Genomic DNA, 21325 nt, shown 5'->3' with positions numbered 1-21325 from the left:
GTGACGTCTGACAGGAGTCCTCTCATGTTGTTCTGGCATGTTCCCGCCCCCAACGAGGCGATGCTCATATCGGGTTCGAAGCGGCAGACGCAGGACACGCAGTTCCGGATAGTCACCGGCCACGGAAGCTTCGTCCTTCCGATCAAACAGAAGGCGCGGATGCTGTCCCTCGCGCTCCGGGAGGCGGAGATCACCGAGGACTGCGTCACCCAGCAGGGCATCCGCCTCACGGTCCGGGCCGTTTCCGTCTTCAAGGTCGGCGACGACGCCGTGTCCATCGCCAACGCCGCGCGGCGCTTCCTGTCCGAGCAGAACCAGATGGAGGAGCTCGTCGGCCGGATCTTCGCCGGACATCTGCGTTCCATCGTCGGCGGACTGACCGTGGAACAGATCATCCGGGAACGCAGCCGGGTCTCCCAGGAGGTCATCGCGGGCAGCCACGGTGAGATGGAGAAGCTCGGCATCGTCGTGGACGCCCTCCAGATCCAGGAGATCGACGATGCCACCGGGTACATCGACAACCTGGCCGCCCCGCACGCCGCCGCGGTCGCCGGACAGGCCCGGATCGCGCGTGCCAAGGCCGATCAGCAGGCCGCCGAACGCGAGCAGCAGGCCTCCGCGCTCAAGGCCGAGTACGAACGGGACACCGCGATCAAGAGGGCCGGATTCCTCGCCGAGACGGAGCAGTACAACGCCCGGGCCGCCCAGGCCGGGCCGCTCGCGCAGGCCAGGGCATCGCACGAGGTCATCGACGAACAGACCGCGCTGGCCCAGCGCCAGGCGGGACTGGCCGCCCAGCGGCTGGAGGCGGAGGTCGGGCGCCCGGCGGACGCCGAGGCCTACCGGCAGCGCACGCTGGCAGAGGCAGCCCGTGATCAGGTGAAGTTCCAGGCGGACGGAAGCGCGTACGCCGAACGGACCCTCGCCCAGGCTCAGGCGGACGCCAACACGGCCCGCGCCGTGTCGCTGCGGGAAGGCAACCAGGAACTCATCGCGGCCAACCGCATCGTGGAGAACCTGCCGGCTCTGGCCGACGCGGCCGCCCGCGGGATGTCGGGAGCCAGCCTCACCGTGCTCAACGGCACCGACGGTGTCAACCAGATGGCGGCGGGCGTCGTCGGCCAGGGGCTGGCGATCCTTCAGTCGCTCCAGCGCGGCACGGACAGCGGCACGGACAGCGGGGCGGCCCCGGACCGGGACACAGGGGACCGGGACCAGGACCAGGACCGGACACCCAGGATCGCCGACGCGGAATGACACGGACGGCGACCGGAGGCCGGCCCCGCCCGCTCGTGGGGGCGGCCTCGGGTCGCGTTACGGGCCTTGCCCGCCAGAAGCGGGCCCGGTACGGCTGCGCCCCCGGTAGGGCTGCTCCTCCGGTACGGCTACTTCTCCGGTACGGAGACGGGGAGCGCAGCCGCCTCTGCGCGCGCAGTCGAGGTGACCTTCCGGTGGTGCGCGATGATTCCTATGAAGCCTGCGAGGAACCCGCTGACCAGGCCGGATATCGCGTGATTGACCGCGTTGACCGATTCGCTGTCCGGCATGCCGATGATCGCGTAGTTGACTCCCGCGCTCATCACCGCCCCGATCACTCCGCCGATCACGCCACTGATGACGGCACCGCGCAGCGGTGAGGCCGCAGTGGCTGCGGGGGCGGACGCGGGGGCGGGGGCGGGAGTGAGCGGTGCGGTCATCGGCGGAGGCCCTCCAGACAGGCTGCGATGAGAGACCGGGAGCGGCTTGCGGGGCACGGCAATGCGCGCTCCCGGGTCTGCTCGCACGGGCAGCCCACCGGTCCGGGGGATGCAGCAGATACCTTGCGGCAGAACACGTGTTCCTCGCAACACCTTCTCATTTTCGACACTTTGACGTTCTTGGCGTGGCCTGCCGGTCTTGAGTGCGGCCCCGCCCCGCTTACCGGTGACTGATCCGATGGGGCGGCAAGAAGCATGCAGGGGGCTGCTGTTGGGGGTTTGCTGCATTGATCCACCCCTTTGCCAAGGTCGTTGACGGCCATTGCGGGTGGTTGGGGCGCGGCCGGGGCGGGGTGGCAGTGCGTGTGCGGGGAGCGTGCGCGGGGTCGCCCCCTGGGCTCGTCATGGCGCCGTCAAGGGGGCGAGGTGGTGGGGAGTCGTTCGAGGGGTGGGGCGCGCGGGGTGGTCATGAGTGCGTCGAACATGCCGTAGAGTTGTGTTTACCGACGCGGGGTGGAGCAGCTCGGTAGCTCGCTGGGCTCATAACCCAGAGGTCGCAGGTTCAAATCCTGTCCCCGCTACTGAAGAATCAGACCCGGCACGCATAGAGCGTGCCGGGTCTGATTCGTTTGTACATGTGTACGTTCGCCGGGCCGTCGGCCCGCCGGCCTGTGCGATCCGCGCGGCGCGCGTACTCCTATTGGCCGTCGAGGGGTCGCCCCGCGACCGCGCTCCGGGAAGTCTGGGGGTGGTGCGCGGTATCGTCCGCGGCCGTGAGCGCACCGGGCAGGAGACCACAGGTGGGGAAGCGGCAGCAGCGGCGGGGGAGACGCATCGGGGAGATCCGCAACCACCGGTTCGTCCGGGCGCTGCCTGGCCTGATCATCGTCGGCGGGCTGATGTTCGACTTCCTCACCCCGCCCGCCTTCACGGCCGTTCCGCTGTTCGCCGCGGCCCCGCTGATCGCCGCGCCGTTCTTCTCACTGGCCGGCACCATCCGTGTCGGGATCGCCGCACTGCTGTGCGTGGCGGGGCTGCGGCTCTACAGCGGAACGCTGTTCCAGGTCGTGCCGGTCATCGAGCTCCTCACCGTTCTCACCGTCTCGATCCTCGCGCTCTTCATCAACGGGGTCGTCCGGCGCAGCAACGAGCAGCTGGCCTCCGCACGGGTCATCGCGGAGACCGCCATGCGCGCGGTGCTGCCGACGCCGTCCGACCGGATCGGCGGGCTGTACGTGGCCGCGCGGTACGAGGCGGCGCAGGCGGACGAGTTCGTCGGCGGCGACCTGTTCTCGGTCACGGACACCCCGTACGGGGTGCGGCTGGTGGTCGGGGACGTGCGCGGCAAGGGTCTGGACGCGGTGGAGGCCGTGGCGGTGATCATCGGCGCGTTCCGGGAGGCTGCCGAGCAGGAGCGGTCGCTGGAGGGGGTGGCTCAGCGGCTGGAGCGTGCGCTGGCGCGGGAATCGAGCGGGCTCGGCGGCCTCGACGCGGCCGAGGGGTTCATCACCGCCGCGCTCGCCGAGATCCCGCCGGGTGCGGCCCGGGTACGGATCGTCAACCGCGGCCACCCCGAACCGCTGCTGCTGCACTCGGACGGGGCGCTGGAGGTACTGGAGCCCACGCTGCCCGCGCTGCCCCTGGGAATGGACCTGGGCGTGTGGCCGGACCGCGCCGACGAGTGGGAGCTGCCCCCCGGGGCGACGCTCCTCCTCTACACGGACGGCCTCTCCGAGGCCCGTGACGCCGACGGGGTCTTCTACGACCCCGCCGAGCGGCTGCGCGGACGGATCTTCCCGGGCCCCGAGGAACTGCTGTCGGCGCTGACCGATGACGTACGGCTGCACACCGGCGGGGTGACGACCGACGACATGGCGCTGCTCGCCGTCGTGCGCCCCCGGGAGGTGTCGCGACCAATGCCACCGTGCGTAACCGTAAGGGACCCCTCCGCATAACATTTGACGCAATGTCAGAAAACAGATAACGATTGAGGGGCGATCAACTCGCCCGTTTCCACCCGGTTGTGTCCTGTAAGTCCAGGCCGAAGACGTGAATGATCAGTCGGAACGGCTTGGAATCGGACCCGTGTGTCTATTAACGTTCGATAACGCAGCGCGGTTGTCCCAGCCGCCGTCAGAGGCGGCACCGTGCGCGAGCGCCGAATTCCGCAAGGGAACCGGGGAACCACCTACATGGGGTGAATCGGGCATCTCTGTCTCGTTGAGAGGCGGAGGAACCCGTAGGAGACCTTCCTGCTCCGAACCCGTCAGCTAACCCGGTAGGCGAGAAGGAAGGAAAGGAGTGCGCCCCAGTGGCGTCCAACAAGCCTGCCCCCGAAGCCCCCTCCTGGTTCGTGCCCGAACACGGAAATGACTTCGGAACCGGGCCCGGTGCTGTCTACGGCACCAACCACGGAACCGCTTACGGGACCGACCACGGAACCGCATACGGAACCGATCGGAGCAGCGAGTCCGGCAACGGCTTCCTGGCCGACGAGGCCGGACCCGACAAGGCGTGGGAGGAATGGAATCCCACCGAGGAGTCCGTTCGCCCCGTACGCGGCAAGCACCGCGTCGCCAAGCAGCGCAACGGTCTCGCCCGTAGCTCCACCGTTCTCGGCGTCGGTGTCATCGCGGCCGTCGGCGCGGGCGGCATGGCCTCCGCGCAGAGCAGGCCGCCGGTCTCCATCTCCCTTCCCGATGCCATCTCGGACAATCTCCCCGAGGCCAAGTCCCTGCCGGGTGTCGGCGCGTTGTTCTCGGGTGAGTCCGAGGCGGAGAAGGCCAAGGCCGAGACCGCTTCCGCCCCGCTGACGACGGCCGGCATCACCACCACCGAGGCCGAACAGGGCACGACGGACGCCGGCGAGGCGCTCCGCGCCCGCATCCTCCAGCAGGCCGAGCAGCAGCAGGACTCCGCCGACGCGGAGGCCAAGGCGGCCGAGGAGAAGGCCGCCGCGGAGAAGGCGGCCGCCGAGGCGAAGAAGCAGCAGGACGCCGCAGAGGAGAAGGCCGCCGCCGCGAAGAAGAAGGCGGCGGAAGAGGCGAAGAAGAAGGCGGAGGCAGCGCGGCTCGCCAAGCTCGCCGCCAGCTACGCCATCCCCACCTCCTCGTACACGATCACCTCGACCTTCGGCGAGGCCGGTTCGATGTGGTCCTCCGGCTACCACACGGGCCTCGACTTCGCGGCGCCGACCGGTACCCCGATCAAGGCCATCCACAGCGGCACCGTCAAGTCGGCCGGCTGGTCCGGCTCGTACGGCTACCGCACGGTCCTGGAGCTTGAGGACGGTACCGAGCTGTGGTTCTGCCACCAGTCCTCGATCGGTGTCGGCGTCGGCCAGAAGGTCACCACCGGGGACACCATCGGGCGCGTCGGCGCGACCGGCAATGTGACCGGCCCGCACCTTCACCTTGAGGTCCACACCCCGGACGGCACCGGGATCGACCCGATGACCTGGCTGCGTGCCCGGGGCCTGACGGTCTGAGGCCGCCGCGCGGCCGGAGCCGGGATCCCCGTTCCCGGCCCGCTGCCGTGCCCTGTGCCGTTCGTTCCCCGTGCTGTTCCCCGACCGCTGAACCCCGGCAGCCCTGACGCTTCCCCCCCCGACGTCAGGGCTGTCGGTCTGTCGAGACGCCTGTCCGTCCGTCCTCTCCTCCTCCCCGCCCCCCGCTGCGTCGGCCCGCCCCCGTGGCCGTGGCCGCGCAGTGCGCGGAACGCTGTAGCTGTACAGGGCATGGAATAGCGCGAGCGGCGGAACGGGTTGTTCCATTCATGACTACTCTCCGCAAGCTCGGCTCATCCAGCCTCCAGGTCTTCCCGCTCGCCCTCGGCGGCAACGTCTTCGGCTGGACCGCCGACGAGGCGCAGTCCTTCGCCGTCCTCGACGCGTACGCGGCGGCAGGCGGCAACTTCATCGACACCGCCGACACGTACTCCTCCTGGGTCCCCGGCAACGAGGGCGGCGAGTCGGAGACCCTGATCGGCAAGTGGTTCGCGGCGCGGGGCAACCGTTCCGACATCGTCCTGGCCACCAAGGTCGGTGCCCACCCCTCGTACAAGGGACTCTCCCCCGCCACCATCAAGGCCGCGGCCGAGGAATCGCTGCGCCGGCTCGGCAGTGACCACATCGATCTCTACTACACGCACTTCGACGACGAGACGGTCCCGGTCGAGGAGATCATCACCGCCCTCGACCAGCTGGTGAAGGACGGCAAGGTCCGCGAGATCGCCGCCTCCAACATCACCCCGGAGCGGCTCCGCGCCTCGCTGGACTTCTCCGAGCGCGAGGGGCTGGCCCGTTACGTGGCCCTGCAGCCGCACTACAACCTCGTCTCCAGGGACACCTACGAGGGCGAGCTCCAGGACACCGCTGCCGCCGCCGGGCTCGCCGCGGTCCCGTACTTCGCACTCGCCTCCGGCTTCCTCACCGGCAAGTACCGCCCCGGTACGACCGTGGACAGCGCGCGCGCCGGAAAGGCGGGCCTGCACCTGGAGTCGGAGCGCGGGCAGAAGGTCCTCGCCGCGCTCGACAAGGTGGCGCAGGAGCGGAACGCCGAGATCGCGACCGTGGCGCTGGCCTGGCTGGCGTCCCGGTCGACCGTCGCCGCCCCGATCGCCTCCGCCCGTACGGTCGAGCAGCTGCCCGCGCTGGTGGCCGTCGCTGATCTGCGGCTCACGGACCAGGAGCTGACCGAGCTCACCGAGGCGTCCGCCTAAGGGCTGCCGGTACCGGACTGCCGGTCGCAGATCGGCCGGTCGCAGGTCTACTGGCCGTAAGGCTGTTGGCCGTCGGGCGGCGGGTTGCAGGGCGCCGGGTTGTGGAGCGGTGCGTTGTACGGGGGCTGCGTGTACGGCTGACCCGCGTACGGGTTCTGGCCGTACGGGGGTTGGCCGTACGGATACGTGGGGTGCGGGCGCGGGGCGTGGCTGCCGTAGGGCTGGTACGTGCCGTGTCCCGGGTACGGCTGGTGCGCCGGAGGCGTGAACCGGGGACGCAGACGGCCCGTCGCCTGCGCCGCGTACGCCAGTGCGGGTCCGGCGACCTCCCGGCGCTGCCACAGATGGTGCAGCAGCTCCAGCTCGCGTTCGGCCAGGTCATGGCCCGCCGTGCCGCGGCGGGCCTGCCGGCGCAGAAACGCCAGTGACGTCGCGAACGACTCGTACTCGGCGACCGCACGGGCCGCCGCCTTGCCCTGTGCTTTGGCCCGGGCCCTGGCCTGGGCGCCGATCGGGGCCGGTACGTAGCCCTGGCGGCCGTACGGACCGCCACCCGCTGCCGCCGCCTGCCACCGGCGTGCCGTGTCCCTGGCCATGCCGCGGGCCCGCATCGAGGCCAGGGCGAGGGGCTCGGCGGGGGACAGCCAGCCGGCCGCGGCGTAGGCGGGCAGCTCGACGGCCAGAGTGCGCAGCTCGCGCTGGCGGGACCAGATCGCCAGCCAGGTCACCAGGCCGAAGGCGGGCACCATGAACACGCCGTACACCGCGTAGAAACCGTACGGGCCGAACGTCGACGAGCCGTTCCACAGGGCGTGCATGCCCATCGCGAGGACCAGGCCGAGCAGCGGCAGCGCGATGCGGCGGAAGCGCTGATGGCGTGCGCTGCTCGCGGCGATCCCGAAGCCGATGCCCGTCATGACGGTGAAGAGCGGATGCGCGAACGGTGACATCACCGCCCGTACGAAGAACGTCGCGACGGTCACCGATACGAAACCCGAGCCCATCTCCTGGTCCTCGCCGAAGGCGTTGCCCAGATAGAGGATGTTCTCGGTGAAGGCGAAGCCCGTCGCGGCGAAGCCGGCGACGACCACACCGTCGACGATCCCGTTGAAGTCCCGTCTTCGGAACAGGAAGAGCAGCAGCACGGCCGCGGCCTTGGCGCTCTCCTCGACGACGGGCGCTATCACCGTGGCGCCCAGCGTGTCCGCGCTGCCCGGGTCGGCGGTGGCCGTGGCGATCCACTGGGTCGCGAACGAATTCGCGAGGATCGCGACGAGGGCGGCCGCGCAGGCACCCCAGGCGAAGGCGAACAGCATGTTGCGCCACGGGCCCGGTTCGACCCGGTCCAGCCAGCGGAACGCCGTCATCAGCAGCGGGACCGGCAGAACCGCAAGCCCCAGACCGACGAGGAACCCCTGCGTGCCCGTCTGGTCGCGGACCAGAGCGAGGATCACCAGGCCGCACAGGGCCAGCACGGTGAAGACGGCGACGACGCGGAGCGTCCTGCTCCGCCACAGCATCCCGACGCGGCGCGGCCGGTAACGCCACTGGCCCCGCTCCGGCACGGCAGCCAGGATCTCGCCGACCCGCTGCTCCTCGAGCACCGGGACGGCCGGCTGCGACTGCCGCTGCTGCTGCACAGAACCGTCGGACACCCCACGACCCTAACGAGGAGGACTGACAACGGCCATGGCGTATCGCCGGGCCCGGCCACGGGGCCCTGTTCCGGTCCGGCTCAGTGGCGGGCGAAGAGCAGGTCGTGCACGACATGGCCCTTGTCCAGGCCCTGCCCCTCGAACCGGGTCAGCGGCCGGAACGCGGGCCGCGGCGCGTAGCCGCCGTCCGCCGCCGTGTTCTCGAACCGGGGGTGCGCGGTCAGCACCTCCAGCATCTGCTCGGCGTACGGCTCCCAGTCGGTCGCGCAGTGCAGGACCGCTCCCGGCCGCAGCCGCCGCGCCACCAGGTCGAGGAACTCCGGCTGGATCAGCCGGCGCTTGTGGTGGCGGGACTTGGGCCACGGGTCGGGGAAGTACACCCGGAGCCCGTCCAGCGAGTCCGGTGTCAGCATCTCCCGCAGCAGGATGATCGCGTCGCCGTTGGCGACCCGGATGTTGGACATGCCGTTCCGGTCCGCGAGGCGGAGCAGATTGCCCTGGCCCGGGGTGTGCACGTCGACGGCGAGGATGCCCGTGCCCGGGTCGTCGGCGGCCATCTGCGCGGTGGCCTCGCCCATTCCGAAGCCGATCTCCAGCACCACCGGCAGCCCGTCGAACAGCGCGGGCAGATCGAGGACCCGCAGCCCGTCGATGTCCAGGCCCCACTTCGGCCAGAGCCGCTCCAGGGCGTCCTGCTGGCCGGGCGAGACCCGGCTGCGGCGCGGCTGGAAGCTGCGGATCCGGCGCTCGTGGTGCGAACCGGCGGGATCGGCTGCGGGGCCGCCGGGAAAGCGGGGCTCCTGACGCAGCCGGCGCTGGCGGTCCAGTGCCGCGGTGCGCAGATCGTCCGGGATTCCGGCGGTGGCGGGTGCGACGGGCGCGGGCTCGGCCCCGGGCGCGGCCGCTGCCGGTTCGGCTCCGGGCGCGACGTCGCCGGGCGTCGTGGGGGAGGGGTTCATGGGCTCAGACACAATGCCCTGATTCTACGGCGGGCGGTTTCCACCCCGTCCCCTGTGCCCGCAGGAGCGCCCTGCGCGCCACCTCCCGCCCGATGGGCAGCGAGGCCGTGGCGGCGGGCGACGGAGCGTTCAGCACATGCACCGTGTGCGGGGCCTCGCGGATCAGGAAATCGTCCACCAGGGTGCCGTCCCGGAGGACCGCCTGGGCCCTGACCCCGGCCGGGGCGGGCCGCAGGTCGGCCTCGGTGACGTCGGGCAGCAGCCGCCGCACGGCCGCCGTGAAGGCGTGCTTCGACAGTGAGCGGTGCACCTCGCCCGCCCCGTACCGCCAGTGTCTGCGCGCGATCCGCCAGGTGCCCGGCCAGCTCAGCGTGTCCATCAGCTCACGGGGGCGCACGACCGGCCAGCCGTAGCCCTCGCGGGCCAGCGCGGGCACCGCGTTCGGCCCGACGTGGACGCTGCCGTCGTGGCCGCGGGTCAGATGCACGCCGAGGAACGGGAACGCCGGATCCGGCACCGGATAGACCAGGCCGCGCACCAGATCGGGCCGGGCCAGCTCGTAGTACTCCCCCCGGAAGGGCACGATCCGCATCCCCGGGTCGTCGCCCGCCAGCCGGGCCACCCGGTCGCACTGCAGCCCCGCGCAGTTGACCAGTACCCGGGCCCGCACCACCAGGCCGTCCGCCGTCCGCACCGCGACGCCCCAGGGCCGTCGGTCGATCGCGGTCACCTCGGCGCCGAACCGGATCAGGCCGCCGCCGGCCCGTACCTCGTCGGCGAACCGCCCGGCGACCGCGCCGAAGTCGCACACCCCCGTCGTGCCCACCCGGATCGCGGCGAGGCCGCGCACCCGGGGTTCGTACTCCGCGATCTGGGCCGGCCCCAGCTCGCGCACCGGAAGCCCGTGCTCGCGGCCGCGCTGCACCAGCGCGTGCAGCCGGGGCAGCTCGGCGCGCCCGGTCGCGACGATCAGCTTGCCGGTCACCGCGTGCGCGATGCCGTGCTCCCGGCAGAAGTCGACCATCTCGGCGGCGCCGCGCACCGCGTACCGCGCCTTGAGTGAACCCGGGCGGTAGTAGATGCCGCTGTGGATCACCCCGCTGTTGCGCCCCGTCTGGTGGCGCGCGGGGCCCCACTCCTTCTCCAGCACGGTCACCCTGGTGCCCGGAGCGGTCCGCGTGATCGCATACGCGGTCGACAGACCGACGATCCCGCCGCCGATCACCAGCACATCGCAGTCGTACGCCGCGTGCGTCATCATCACGCCACCTCCCACCCCGATAGTGCACTGACCCACTGACAACGCACTCAAACCCGCCAGGGCCAGCGTGGCGCCCGAAATTCCGGCGGCGCGGGGGCACCGGACCGCCGGTGCCCGGCCCGTTCACCGGAGCGGCTACGCGGGGGCCACCAGCAGCGGGCGGGCGCGTTCCCGCAGCTCGGCGACGCGCGGCTCGTCCCCGTAGGGCTCCAGCCGGTGCAGCAGGTCGCGCACGTACTCGGTGGTCCGCGCCGACGAGATGCGGCCCGCCACCTCCACCGCGCGGGTCCCCGCGGCGCAGGCCGCGTCCAGGTTCCCCGACTCCAGCTCGGCGACGGCCGACACCACGAGCCGCAGCCCGTGCGAGCGGACGAACTCCTCGGTCGGCCTGGACAGCGCCTGCTCGGTGAAGCGCCGCACCTGCCGCGGCGCCTTGAGGTCGAGGTGGCACTCCGCGGCGTCGGCCGCGAACCGGTCGTACGAGTAGAAGCCCAGCCACGACGGGTCCGCGTCGCCGTCCCGGGAGCGCTCCAGCCACCCCTCGGCAGCCTTCAGCGCGGCCCCCGCGGCCGGTGCGTCGCTCGCCTTGGCGTGAGCCCGTGCCTCCACCAGGCGGAAGAAGCTCATCGTGCGCGCCGTCGCGAGCCCGCGGTTGCGCTCCACGGCCGCCTGCGCGAGGTCGACGCCCTCGTCGGCGAAGCCGCGGTAGGTCGCCTGCAGCGACATGGAGGCGAGGACGTAGCCGCCGAGCGGTACGTCGGCCGCGGCACGCGCCAGGCGCAGCGCCTGGATGTAGTAGCGCTGTGCGGCCTCCTGCTGGCCGGTGTCGAAGGCCATCCACCCGGCGAGCCTGGTCAGTTCCGCCGCGGCGCCGAAGAGAGCCCGGCCCACCTCGTCGCTGTACGAACCCAGCAGCAGCGGTGCGGCGTCGACCCGTAAGCACTCCGGGACCATGGACGAACGCCAGTCCCCGCCGCCGTACTTGGAGTCCCAGCGGCGCGCGTCCTGGGCGGCCTCGCGCAGTTTGGACACATCGCTGTGGCCGACCCGCAGCGGCGAGACGCCGTGCGCGGACTCGGGACCCGGCTGGGCCGGGATGGAGACGCTGTGCCCCGGTGTCGGTGGCGCGCCGTGCCCGTGGACCGGCGGCGCCCCCGCCTGACCCGGTACGAGCGGGGTTCCGGACAGGATCTGCTTCCCCGGCGCGCCGGGCGGCGCCGTGGCTCCGGGTGCACCCGGCGTGCCCTGCGCCCCCGCTGCGCCCCGTGCGCCCTGTGTGCCGAGCACCGCCGCCTCGGCGGCCGCCGAGGCGCGGGCGACCGACGGGTCGGCGGGGGATATCAGCCAGCGGGACGCCGGGGTGGCGTACGCGCTCACCGAGAACGAGCCCGCCAGCGACTGCCAGATGCCGCCGCTGCCGGCCCGCCGCCCGGCCAGATCCAGCCGGTACAGCTCGGTCGCCGAGCGGACCGCCTCACCCACATCGCGCGGGAACGTCAGACCGACCTCCGGCGCGGGGTCGGCGTCGGCGAGCCCGATCTCGTGCAGCGGGACCGGCCTGCCGAGCTTGGCGCCGATCGCCGCAGCGATGAGATGGGGCGCGGCGCCCTGCGGCACCATGCCCTTGGAGACCCATCTGGCCACCGAGGTCTTGTCGTACCGAAGTGTCAGTCCGCGCTGCGCCCCGAGGTCGTTGACCCGCCGGGCGAGCCCGGCGTTGCTGATTCCCGCGAGGGCGAGAACGGTTCCGAGCTTCTCGTTCGGCCCGCGTTGCTCCCTGGACATGCGCCACCCCTCGACACACAGACGGCAGCCGCGTCACCGTTGAGGCGCGCGGCATTCGTACCGTGTTCTCCCCAGGGACGAACCCCGGCACTCCGGCCGCACACGCATTTGGCCGAGCCCCGAGGAATATGCCGCTCTGCTGAGAACATCAGTAAACCCAGCGTAGTTCGCCGCATCCCTACCGTTAAGGGGCGGACGTCCGTATGGCGGGATTGTTGTCGGTCCGGAGCCTTCGGCGGCGAACGGCGGCGAACAGTGGGAGCCCCGAGGGCGTGAGGGGCCGGTGGGGCGGCCGTGGCGGTCGGGAGGCGGAGGAAAAGTGAAGGCGGGGCGGAGGGAAGGAGGGGGGAAGGGGGAGGAGCGGCGTGGTCCGCCGGATGCGCCGGGGGAGAGGTCCGGGAAGCGGCACGGACGGGGAGCGCCGGGGCGGCGCGGAGGCAGGTGCGGGCAGGGGGCGGGCAGGGGTGCGGGCCGGCTGGCCGCGCCCCTGCCCGCACGCGCTGACCAGCCCGGACCCGGGTTCCGGGTGGTACGGCCGCCCGCGGTCCGCACGGTCCGGCCGGCCCTTGCGGGGGTTCCGTTTCGAGGTGTCCCGGCGTGCTCCTCGTGTGTGGCCGTGCGCCCGGCCGTGCGCTCTGGCCCGGTCCGTACGGAAGCGCTTCCATGGGTGCTGCGTGGGTCGGCCCGCTGCACTGGACACTGCGGGCTGGGGGAAACCGCCGCCTCATTCCCCGCAGGCGGTGGACCGGTCCGGGAGGCGAACTGCGTCTCCCGGACCGTACGTCGGACCGGGGTGAGCGGTCGGGGCCGGTGTCCGGCCCGGCGAAACCGCCTTCGCGCGGGAGGTCACACGGGAGTTCACGCGCGAGTCCGGGTGCGGGTTCGCGCGGGAGGCTGCACCGCTCAGCCGAACCGTTTCGGCGCTCTGAGCCGGTCCGCGGCGGCCCGTGACCTTGTCCGGTGTGGTCCGGAACAACCCGGGAGGAATGCGGAGGAAGGCGGGCGTGGTCTTCTGGCTGTCGGGTTCCACCGCGTCCTGAAATTGGCCGAATGTCGTCGGTCGAGCGAGGTTGGGACGACGGATTCGCGGACACCCCGACCGCTGTCCGCGCAGGGCGTGCACGGTGGCCGGATCCGGGCCGTCGAAGTGGTGCGGGCAGGAGAAGGCAACACGCGGAATCCGTAACTCCGTTGCTGCCGGGTCCGACGCGCGCGGGCGCTGTGCCGGACGATGCGGCCGACAGTCCCGGTCCGGCCTTTGCCAGGGGCGCATGCGCTCACGACGTGCGCCGTCCCTAGCCACTCCTGCACGCCGTTGTCGTGGCAGCATGTCCGCAACGGCGCCGCGCGTTACCGGAGTTCTCCCGATACCGCCCTGCCGCGCCGTTTTGTCCACAGCCTGTGGAGGCGGCGATGCGTTGGTTGGTGGGTTGGAGCAGTATCGCCGCGAGCTTCGGCACGGCCGGGGCGGTCGGGGCAAGTGACGAGGGGCGCACGATGCACCCCGTGGGCTCCCAACTCCTCTGGGGGGACCCGGATCCGCTCTGGGCGGTCGGCGACTGGCGGCCCGACGAGATCCGCACCATCCGGGTGGACACGGCCGAGGGCGCGCCCACGGTCCGGCTCGCCGTACTCGGCTGCTGCGGCGCCACCGACGAACAACTGCGCGTCGGGCTGCTCGCCGCACGCGGCGGAGCCCTGCGCCACCTCACCGCCTGGACCGGCAGCTACACGGCCGTCGTCCAGATAGGCCGACGGATCACCGTGGTCGGCGACCTCGCCGGAGCCCGGCCCGTCTTCTACACGCCCTGGGCCGGCGGTACGGCGTACGCCACCGCCGCGCTCCCGCTCGCCGACCTCATCGAGGCACAGCTCGACATCGGCCACCTCGCCGCGCTGCTCGCCTGCCCCGAAACCCCGGAGGCGCTGCGCGACGGCACTCCGTACGCCGGGGTGAAGCGCATCCCGCCGGGACACGCGCTGATCCTCCGCGAGGGCTCGCGGGAGATCACCGGGTACGAGGCGGTGGCCTCCCTCGCGGTGGCCGCGCCCGAGCTCGATCCGGTGAGCGCCGTCGACGGGGTCCGCGACGCCCTCGTCGAAGCCGTGCGCGCCAGGCTGCTGGCGCCCCGCCACGCCCCGGAGACCCAGCCTCCCGACCCCGGACCGGTCCCCGGCATGGGCCCCGCCGAACGCCGTGCCGCCCGGGGCGCGCCCGTGCCCGGTATCGGGTCCGACCTCTCCGGAGGCAGCGCGTCGGCCACCCTCGCCCTGCTCGCGGCCGGGCTCCCCGGGCTGCCGGGCACACTCCTGGGCCATGGCACGGGAGCGGGCGAGCGACTGCTCGCCGTCACGTTCAACGACCTGACCACCCGCGCCCACGAGGACGAGCTCGAACGCGCCCGTGTCATCGCCGCCAACCCCCGGCTGCACCACGTCGTCGTCGCCGCGGGAGAAGAGGCCCTGCCGTACGCCGAGCTGGAGAACGGCCCCCTGACCGACGAACCGGCCCCGTCCCTCGTCGTCGTCGAACGCCATCGCCGCCGGCTCTCCGCGGGCAGCGCCGACCACTTCGTGGGCGACGGCGCCCGGCAGGTGCTCGACGCCCACCCGGCCCGCCTCGCCGACCTGCTGATCGACCGCCGCCGACGCCATCTGCTGCGCCCGGTCGCCGCGCTCGCCAAGGCCGAAGGCCCCTCCGCGCACTCCCTGTTCGTCCCGCTGACCGTCTACCGGGCGGCCCGGCGCCTCGCCCGTACGTCGTACCGCAGCGGTCTCGAAGCGGCGGCAGGCCGCCTTCCCGACGCCAACCGCCTCACCCCCGACCTCGACACCCCCGCCGACGCCTCGCTCGCCGCGCTGACCTGGTCACGTCCGGGGCCCGCCGCCCGCTGGCTGACCGGGGAGGCGCTCGCTGAAGTATCGGTTCGCCTTCAGGAGGCGGCGATCCGCCCCACCTCCGTCCAGCGCCCCGGCGAGGCCCGCGCCAGGGCCGCGCTCGCCCGGAGCGCCGCCGACCACCGGATCCTGGAGCAGGCCGCCGAGGTCCGCAGCCAGCGGCTGCACGCCCCCTTCCTCGACAACCAGGTCGTACGCGCCGCCCGCGCGCTCCCCGAGTCCCTCCGGGTGCAGCCGGGCGCCCGCGCGGCGGTCCTGCGCCGGGTCCTGGCGGGCACCGGTATCCATGAGCTGCCGCCCGGCTGGGGCGCACCCTCCCAGGCCACCTCGACCGCGGTCACCCGCACCGGCCTGCGCGCCTCGCTGCCCGAGCTGATCGCCCTCTTCGACGCCCCGCTGCTCGCCGACGCGGGCCTGGTCGAGGCCCGCGTCGTACGGAAGGCCCTGCGCGCGGCCGCCGAGGGCGAACCCCTCCCTCTGGACGGCCTCGCCGACCTCGCCTCCACCGAACTGTGGCTGCGCCGTCTCATCTCGCGCCGCGGCACCTGCTGGACGGGCACGGCGGCGCCGCGCCAGCGCGCGGTCGCCGGCGGGGTGGTCCCGGCACGACGGACGCTCCAGCCGTAGGCGGAGGGCGGCGGGGAGCGGACGGAAGGGTTCCGGGCCGCCCGGCACACGCCGCCCGCCGGCAGCCTTCCGGTGTCCGGCCGGCGGGACACAATGGCAGGGTGCGGTATCTGATCCTGGGCGTCACGGAGGCGCGAGACGAGCAGGGCGGTGCGCTGCCCCTCGGCGGTATGCGCCTGCGGGCCCTCCTCGCCGCCCTGGCCCTTCGCCCCGGCCGGTCCGTGCCGATCGCCGAACTCGTCGACGACGTATGGGCTGACGATCCCCCGGCGGACGCACCCGCCGCGCTCCAGGCCCTCGTCGGCCGCCTGCGCCGGGCGCTGGGGAGGGACACGCTCACCAGCACCCCGGGCGGCTACCGGCTGGCCGCCGGCCCGGACGACGTCGACCTGCACGTGTTCGAGCGGCTCGCCCGGCAGGGCGCGGCCGAGCTGACGTCCGGCGCGCCCGAGGACGCCGCCCGCACGCTCCGTACGGCACTCGCTCTCTGGCGCGGCCCCGCCCTGGCCGACCTGCCCGACCGCGACCACGCGCTGCGTCCGCAGGCCCACCGGCTGGCCGCACTGGAGCGCCGCATCGAGGCCGACCTGCGATGCGCGGGGGCCGGTCCGCCGGCGGGGACAACGACCGTGGCCGGGACCCCGCCGGCCACGCCCTCGCCCTCGGCGGCCCCGCCCGCCGCCCTCGTGCCCGAGCTGATGGAGCTGACCGCGGCCCACCCGTACGACGAACGCTTCCGGGCCCAGCTCATCCGCGCCCTGCGCGCCGCCGGCCGGCAGGCCGACGCTCTCGCCGCGTACGAGGACGCGCGCCGCGCCCTCGCCGAGGGGCTCGGCACCGACCCCGGACCCGAACTGACCGCTCTCCATCGCGGACTGCTCGCCCCCGCATCGTTCGCACCCGGCCCCGCGGGGACGGAACCCGCCCGGGGCAACCTCCGCCCCCGCCTCACCTCCTTCGTCGGCCGCGAGCCCGAACTCCGCACCATCCGGGACGATCTGACCCGCTCCAGGCTGGTCACCCTCACCGGTCCGGGAGGCTCGGGGAAGACCCGCCTCGCCGAGGAGTCCGCGGCGCACGAGGGCCGGGCCGCCGCCGGTGACGTCTGGCTCGCCGAACTCGCCCCGGTGGAAGCGCCCGAAGCCGTCCCGGGAGCCGTACTCTCCGCGCTCGGGCTGCGCGAGACGGCCCTGCTGCGGGACAGCGGCCACGAAGGAACGTATCCGCGCACCGATCCGGTCGACCTGCTCGCCGATCACCTCGCGCACTGCTCCAGATCGCGCCCCTTCCTCCTCATCCTCGACAACTGCGAGCACGTCATCGATGCGGCGGCCGCGCTGGCCGAGACCCTGCTGACCCGCTGCCCGCGGCTGCGCATCCTCGCCACCAGCCGCGAACCGCTCGGCGTGCCCGGCGAAGCCGTACGTCCGGTGGACCCGCTCCCGGCCGATTTCGCCCACCGCCTCTTCACCGAGCGGGCCCGTGCCGTGCGCCCCGAGTTCGACCCCGAGCGGGAGGCCGCACACGATCCGCACGCCGTTGCCGAGATCTGCCGCCGCCTGGACGGGCTGCCGCTCGCCATCGAACTCGCCGCCGCCCGGCTCCGGATGCTCGGTCCGCGGCAGATCGCCGACCGGCTGGACGACCGGTTCCGCCTGCTGACCGGCGGCAGCCGGACCGTGCTGCCGCGCCAGCAGACCCTGCGGGCGGTCGTCGACTGGTCCTGGGACCTCCTGGACGAGGACGAACGCACCGCCCTGCGCCAGGTCTCGGTCTTCGCGGGCGGCTGGGACCTGCCCGCCGCCGAGGCGGTCATCACGACGACGGCCGACACCGCCGACCTCATCGGGGCACTCATCGACAAGTCCCTCGTCGTCGCCACCCCGGTCGACGGCGGCGGGATGCGCTACCGCCTCCTGGAGACCATTCACGAGTACGCCATCGAGCGCTGCGCCGAAACTCCCGGCGTACGGGCCGCTGCCGGGCGGGCGCACACCGCGCACTTCCTCGCACTCGTCGAGGAGGCCGATCCGCGGCTGCGCTCCGCCGACCAGCTCCCCTGGATCCAGCGCCTGGAGACGGACCTCGACAACATCCGGGCCGCACTCCACCGCAGCACCGCCCTCGCAGGTCCGTCGGACATGTCAGATCCGTCAGCTCCGTCCGGTCCGTCGGACTTCCCGGGTCCGTCGCAGCCGCGGCAGCCGTCCGAATCCGACGCGGTGCGTCTGGTGCTGGGCATGGGTTGGTTCTGGTGGCTGCGCAACTACCGCACCGAGGGCCTCATCTGGACCGCGCGGGCGCTGGCGTTCGGCCCTGAGCCCACCGACCGGACCGACCCCCGCTACTGGCCCTGGATGAATCTGCGCATGCTGCGGTTCTTCCTGGAGATGGAGAGCCGTCCGTCCGATGCGGACCGCGACGACGACCACGACACCCGGGCGGCGCTCGCGAGCCGGGTGGCCGACGCCTTCGCGTCCTCGGGGCCCCAGGCCGCCCGCTTCCCCGGGCTGCTCTGGCCGATGACCACTTTCTTCAGCCCGGGCGTGCCGGACCGCCGGAAGAAGATCGACGCGGTCGTCGGCAACGCCCGTATCCACGGTGGTGCCTGGGAGTACGGCGTCGCGCTGATGTTCCGGACGCACATGGTCGTCGACATGCCCGGCGGCATGCCGGGGGTCGACGCCGATCTGGCGGAGCTGCGCGCACTGAGCCGCCTCGTCGGCGACCGCTGGATGCGTGCCCAGGTCGCCTCCGCCGCAGCCGAGGCGGGCATGATGCGCGGGCGGTACGACGAGGCGCGTGCGGCCTACGAGGAGGCACTGCTGCTCGCCCGCGAGGTCGGGGCCCATACCGAGGCCCCGTTCCTCCTGGCCAGGCTCGCCGAACTCTTCTACCGCACCGACGACCCGGCGGCCGCCGATCAGCTCCTGGAACGGTCGGAGTCCGAGGCGGAGCGCTACCAGACGCACGACGCGACCGCGTACGTCCACTACCTGCGGGCCACCATGGCGCTGGAACGCGGTGATATCCCGACGGCGCGGCGGATGCACGCCGCGGCTAAGGCTGAGAACGGGATCGGCAGCCCGCCGTCGCACTTCACCGCGATCCTGGAGGGGCTGTCGGCCCGCATCACCATCCACGAACCGGGGCCCGGGAGCGGTCCGGCCGCCGGCCTGCGCGGGCTGACGGCGGCCCTCGTCTCGGCACGGGACGCACTGTGCGCCGAGATCGTCACCGGACGCCTGGCGGACGGCGTGGTGACCGTACTGCCCGAGGTGGGCCGTCACGCGGCCGCCGTACGCATCCTGGCCGCCGCCGACAGCTGGCGGCTGTCCGGCCCCAGGACCGCGGCGGAACAGTCCGAGGTGGACGCGGCCGGGCAACTGGCCCGCAAGGTACTGGGGGCGCGGCAGTACGAGGAGGAGCACGCGGCCGGCCGCGTGCTGACCGTCGACAACGTCATCGACCTGCTCATGGACATCACCGCGGAGCTCCCGCCGCCGGAAGGCGCCGCCCACTGAAGCGGCGGGGCTGCCGAAGGACCCCGGCCCGGCCCGGTCAGCGGCAGCTGATGCGGGAATCGGCCCAGTCCGCGAGGGCCACCCCGCCGAACTCGGTCATCGGCTCCACGACGAGCCGGATCCGGTCCCGGCCCTCGATGCCGACGCCGACCGGTACGGCCGGGTCGTTGCCGTTCGTCACCGGGGACTGCCACAGCCGCGCACCGTCGCCGTCGAACACGGAGAAGCGCACGGATCCGAGCCCCATGGTCAGGTCGTCGACGCCGACCATCGCCTCGTAACGGGTGCACTGGCGGTTCAGCTGGATGACGACCGACGAGCGGCTGTGGACGGTCACCCCGTGGGCGTACCGCGTGCCGCCGATCGACATCCCGGAACGCTGCCAGACCCAGCTGCTCTCACCGAGCACCACCTCGGGTCCGGTGTGGTCGCCGAAGAGGCTGTAGCTCAACTTGTTGACCTGGTAGACCTCCGGCGCCGGTGCGGGCGGCGACGGGGGAGTCGGAGTCGGCGTCGGAGTCGGGGTGGGCGTCGGAGCCGGCTTCGGGACGGGCGGCGGTGGGACGGGAGCCGGCGGAGTGGGCTTCGGTGTCGGTGTCGGTGTCGGTGTCGGTGTCGGTGTCGGCGTGGGCGTGGGCGTGGGTGTGGGAGTCGGCGTGGGCTTCGGCTTCTGCGGTACGGGAGCGGGCGGCGTGGGCCTGGGGGGCGGGGTGGGCTTCGGCTCCGGCTTCGGCGGTGCGGGCGACGGCACCGCAGGTGCCACGGCCGGCGGCCTGGCCACCGGCTTCGCCTCGGGCCGCGGCTGGTCGTCGCCGGCCAGCGCCCACACCAGCCCGGCCGCGGCCGCGACGGCGACCGCCGCCGCCGCGATGCCGGCCTTCACCGGAGCGCCGAGCCCCTCGGAGACGGCGGCGCCACCGGCCGACCCTGCGGACGAACTCCCGCCGGTCGCCGCGGCCGCGGCCCCCGCACCCGCGGCGCCGACTGCGCCGCCCGCCACGATCCCGGCGGCCTTGAGCGCGTATCCGGCGGCGAACCAGCCGATGACCGCGATCGGGAGCAGCGCGGGAATCCCGGCATTCACGTGGGCCAGTTCGCCTGCTGCCAAGCGGCATTTCGCGCATTCGTCCAGGTGCCCCCGCAGCCCGCGCTCGGCGCGCATCCGCAGCCCGCCACGGGCATAGGCGCCGAGCCGGTCGGCGTAGCGCGCACAGTCGCCGCCGGAGGTGAGCGCCTGGCTCACATGGGCCTGCAGATACGCCTGCTTGAGCCCTTCGCGGGCCCGGCTGGCCAGTACCGAAGTGGCGTTGGCGGTGAGCCCGAACAGCGGGGCGATGTCGCTGGGCGACTCCTCCTCGACGGTGGTGTGCCACAGGACCGCCTGCCAGCGCTCCGGGAGGCTGCGGAAGGCCTGCATCGCCATCGACTGCTCGGCCTCGTGCATCGCCGTCACATCGGCGCCGAGATCGAGAGTGTCGGCGTCCGACACCTTCGAGGAGCGCGACGCCTGAGCGGCGAACGCCGCGAAGTCATCGACCAGTTGCTCCCGCCTGGCGGTCTTCGTCCACGCGGCGCCGACGTGCCGGACCGCGGTCATCAGATAGGCGCGCACCGCCTCCTCGGGCCCCTTGCCGCCCCGTACCGCCTGCAGTGTCCGGGCGAAGACCTCGGCCGTCAGGTCGTCTGCGGTGTGCGCGTCCCGGCAGCAGGTGCGCGCGTACCGGCGCACCTGGTCCGAGTGCCGGCGGAACAGCTCCTCGTACGCGAGGTCGTCGCCGTCCCGCATCCGCTGGATCAACTGGGCGTCGGAGAGGGTGAGTCCGGTCGTGTCCGCAGCAGCCGAGCTGCTGGCGACCCGCTGCATGGGGACCGCGGTCCCCGTTGCGGCGTAGGTCCCGTCCGGGTTCGCCGGTGCCGGGGTCTCGACCGGTGCGGGGAGCCATGGTCCGGGCAGAACCGTGCCGCCGGCCTCTTCGCCGGCCCTCTGGCGCCCGGGTCCGGCCTGGCTCGGCACCTGTTCCGAGGGCAGGCCGCCCGTGCCGGTGCCGCCACCCGTGGTGGAGACACCGTCGAACGGCTCTTCCTGCTGCCCGTCACCGCTCATCGCGGACGCCCCCGTATGCGCTTTCGGACCCGAATACCGGGCAAGCGTGCCACAGAGGGCAGGAGCGGCGACCCCTCAGCCCTGCCAACCACTCAT

Annotated in this window: 12 protein-coding genes, 1 tRNA gene and 1 riboswitch; of the genes, 7 read left to right on the top strand and 6 right to left on the bottom strand. The window is 73.1% G+C overall.

Annotated elements, in window-relative coordinates; genetic code table 11:
* Positions 1–24: 24 nt before the first annotated feature.
* Positions 25–1257 carry an SPFH domain-containing protein gene (locus OG322_RS16890; RefSeq protein WP_123460605.1) on the top strand — a complete coding sequence of 411 codons (1233 nt, stop codon included), beginning with the start codon at positions 25–27 and terminating at the stop codon, positions 1255–1257.
* Positions 1258–1385: 128 nt separating this feature from the next.
* Here the strand turns inward: OG322_RS16890 and OG322_RS16885 are convergent, their stop codons facing one another.
* The gene (locus tag OG322_RS16885; RefSeq protein ID WP_123460606.1) at positions 1386–1697 is read right to left on the bottom strand and encodes a hypothetical protein; all 312 of its coding nucleotides are present in this window, start codon (positions 1695–1697) and stop codon (positions 1386–1388) included.
* Positions 1698–2204: 507 nt separating this feature from the next.
* Between OG322_RS16885 and OG322_RS16880 the strand changes: the two genes are divergently transcribed.
* The 4 genes from OG322_RS16880 to OG322_RS16865 all read left to right on the top strand — a co-directional run bounded on the left by OG322_RS16880 (position 2205) and on the right by OG322_RS16865 (position 6416).
* Positions 2205–2278, top strand: a tRNA-Met gene (locus OG322_RS16880).
* Positions 2279–2497: 219 nt separating this feature from the next.
* Entirely contained in the window at positions 2498–3652 is a 1155-nt protein-coding gene (locus tag OG322_RS16875) for a PP2C family protein-serine/threonine phosphatase (protein ID WP_164494364.1), read from the top strand.
* Between the two features lie 191 nt (positions 3653–3843).
* Positions 3844–3997, top strand: a riboswitch (cyclic di-AMP (ydaO/yuaA leader).
* A gap of 11 nt (positions 3998–4008) precedes the next feature.
* The gene (locus tag OG322_RS16870; protein ID WP_443066548.1) at positions 4009–5184 is read left to right on the top strand and encodes a M23 family metallopeptidase; all 1176 of its coding nucleotides are present in this window, start codon (positions 4009–4011) and stop codon (positions 5182–5184) included.
* 287 nt (positions 5185–5471) lie between these two features.
* Positions 5472–6416: an aldo/keto reductase gene (locus OG322_RS16865; protein WP_123460607.1), complete on the top strand. Its 945-nt coding sequence runs from the start codon at positions 5472–5474 to the stop codon at positions 6414–6416.
* A gap of 47 nt (positions 6417–6463) precedes the next feature.
* Here OG322_RS16865 and OG322_RS16860 read toward each other — a convergent pair whose 3' ends face one another.
* The 4 genes from OG322_RS16860 to OG322_RS16845 all read right to left on the bottom strand — a co-directional run bounded on the left by OG322_RS16860 (position 6464) and on the right by OG322_RS16845 (position 12076).
* Positions 6464–8071, bottom strand: a complete 1608-nt coding sequence (locus OG322_RS16860; RefSeq protein WP_123460608.1) for a PrsW family intramembrane metalloprotease — start codon at positions 8069–8071, stop codon at positions 6464–6466.
* Positions 8072–8151: 80 nt separating this feature from the next.
* Positions 8152–9030 (bottom strand): tRNA (guanosine(46)-N7)-methyltransferase TrmB, encoded by an 879-nt coding sequence (gene trmB, locus OG322_RS16855; protein ID WP_398911722.1) that lies wholly within the window; start codon positions 9028–9030, stop codon positions 8152–8154.
* Between the two features lie 4 nt (positions 9031–9034).
* Entirely contained in the window at positions 9035–10291 is a 1257-nt protein-coding gene (gene lhgO, locus OG322_RS16850; RefSeq protein ID WP_124284588.1) for an L-2-hydroxyglutarate oxidase, read from the bottom strand.
* 135 nt (positions 10292–10426) lie between these two features.
* Positions 10427–12076 (bottom strand): sporulation protein, encoded by a 1650-nt coding sequence (locus tag OG322_RS16845; RefSeq protein ID WP_123460611.1) that lies wholly within the window; start codon positions 12074–12076, stop codon positions 10427–10429.
* A 1413-nt stretch (positions 12077–13489) separates the two neighbouring features.
* Between OG322_RS16845 and OG322_RS16840 the strand changes: the two genes are divergently transcribed.
* Positions 13490–15601, top strand: a complete 2112-nt coding sequence (locus tag OG322_RS16840) for an asparagine synthase-related protein (protein WP_124284589.1) — start codon at positions 13490–13492, stop codon at positions 15599–15601.
* Between the two features lie 101 nt (positions 15602–15702).
* Positions 15703–19125, top strand: coding sequence for an ATP-binding protein (locus OG322_RS16835; RefSeq protein WP_329306604.1), 3423 nt, complete (start codon positions 15703–15705; stop codon positions 19123–19125).
* Positions 19126–19162: 37 nt separating this feature from the next.
* Here OG322_RS16835 and OG322_RS16830 read toward each other — a convergent pair whose 3' ends face one another.
* Complete coding sequence (locus OG322_RS16830) at positions 19163–21229, bottom strand: sigma-70 family RNA polymerase sigma factor (protein ID WP_329306603.1); 2067 nt, start codon at positions 21227–21229, stop codon at positions 19163–19165.
* Between the last annotated feature and the right edge of the window lie 96 nt (positions 21230–21325).

Origin of the sequence: Streptomyces sp. NBC_01260 (assembly GCF_036226405.1) — a bacterium.
GTDB lineage: Bacteria > Actinomycetota > Actinomycetes > Streptomycetales > Streptomycetaceae > Streptomyces > Streptomyces laculatispora.
The sequence above is the reverse complement of the archived record's forward strand: the minus strand, read 5'-3'. Positions and strand labels throughout refer to the sequence as shown.

What these genes read in the sequence shown, in the direction of transcription:
- OG322_RS16885 (WP_123460606.1), bottom strand. Translation starts at nt 1,697, where the DNA reads ATGACCGCACCGCTCACTCCCGCCCCCGCCCCCGCGTCCGCCCCCGCA.
- lhgO (WP_124284588.1), bottom strand. Translation starts at nt 10,291, where the DNA reads ATGATGACGCACGCGGCGTACGACTGCGATGTGCTGGTGATCGGCGGC.
- OG322_RS16830 (WP_329306603.1), bottom strand. Translation starts at nt 21,229, where the DNA reads ATGAGCGGTGACGGGCAGCAGGAAGAGCCGTTCGACGGTGTCTCCACC.
- OG322_RS16840 (WP_124284589.1), top strand. Translation starts at nt 13,490, where the DNA reads ATGCGTTGGTTGGTGGGTTGGAGCAGTATCGCCGCGAGCTTCGGCACG.
- OG322_RS16845 (WP_123460611.1), bottom strand. Translation starts at nt 12,076, where the DNA reads ATGTCCAGGGAGCAACGCGGGCCGAACGAGAAGCTCGGAACCGTTCTC.
- trmB (WP_398911722.1), bottom strand. Translation starts at nt 9,030, where the DNA reads ATGAACCCCTCCCCCACGACGCCCGGCGACGTCGCGCCCGGAGCCGAA.
- OG322_RS16890 (WP_123460605.1), top strand. Translation starts at nt 25, where the DNA reads ATGTTGTTCTGGCATGTTCCCGCCCCCAACGAGGCGATGCTCATATCG.
- OG322_RS16865 (WP_123460607.1), top strand. Translation starts at nt 5,472, where the DNA reads ATGACTACTCTCCGCAAGCTCGGCTCATCCAGCCTCCAGGTCTTCCCG.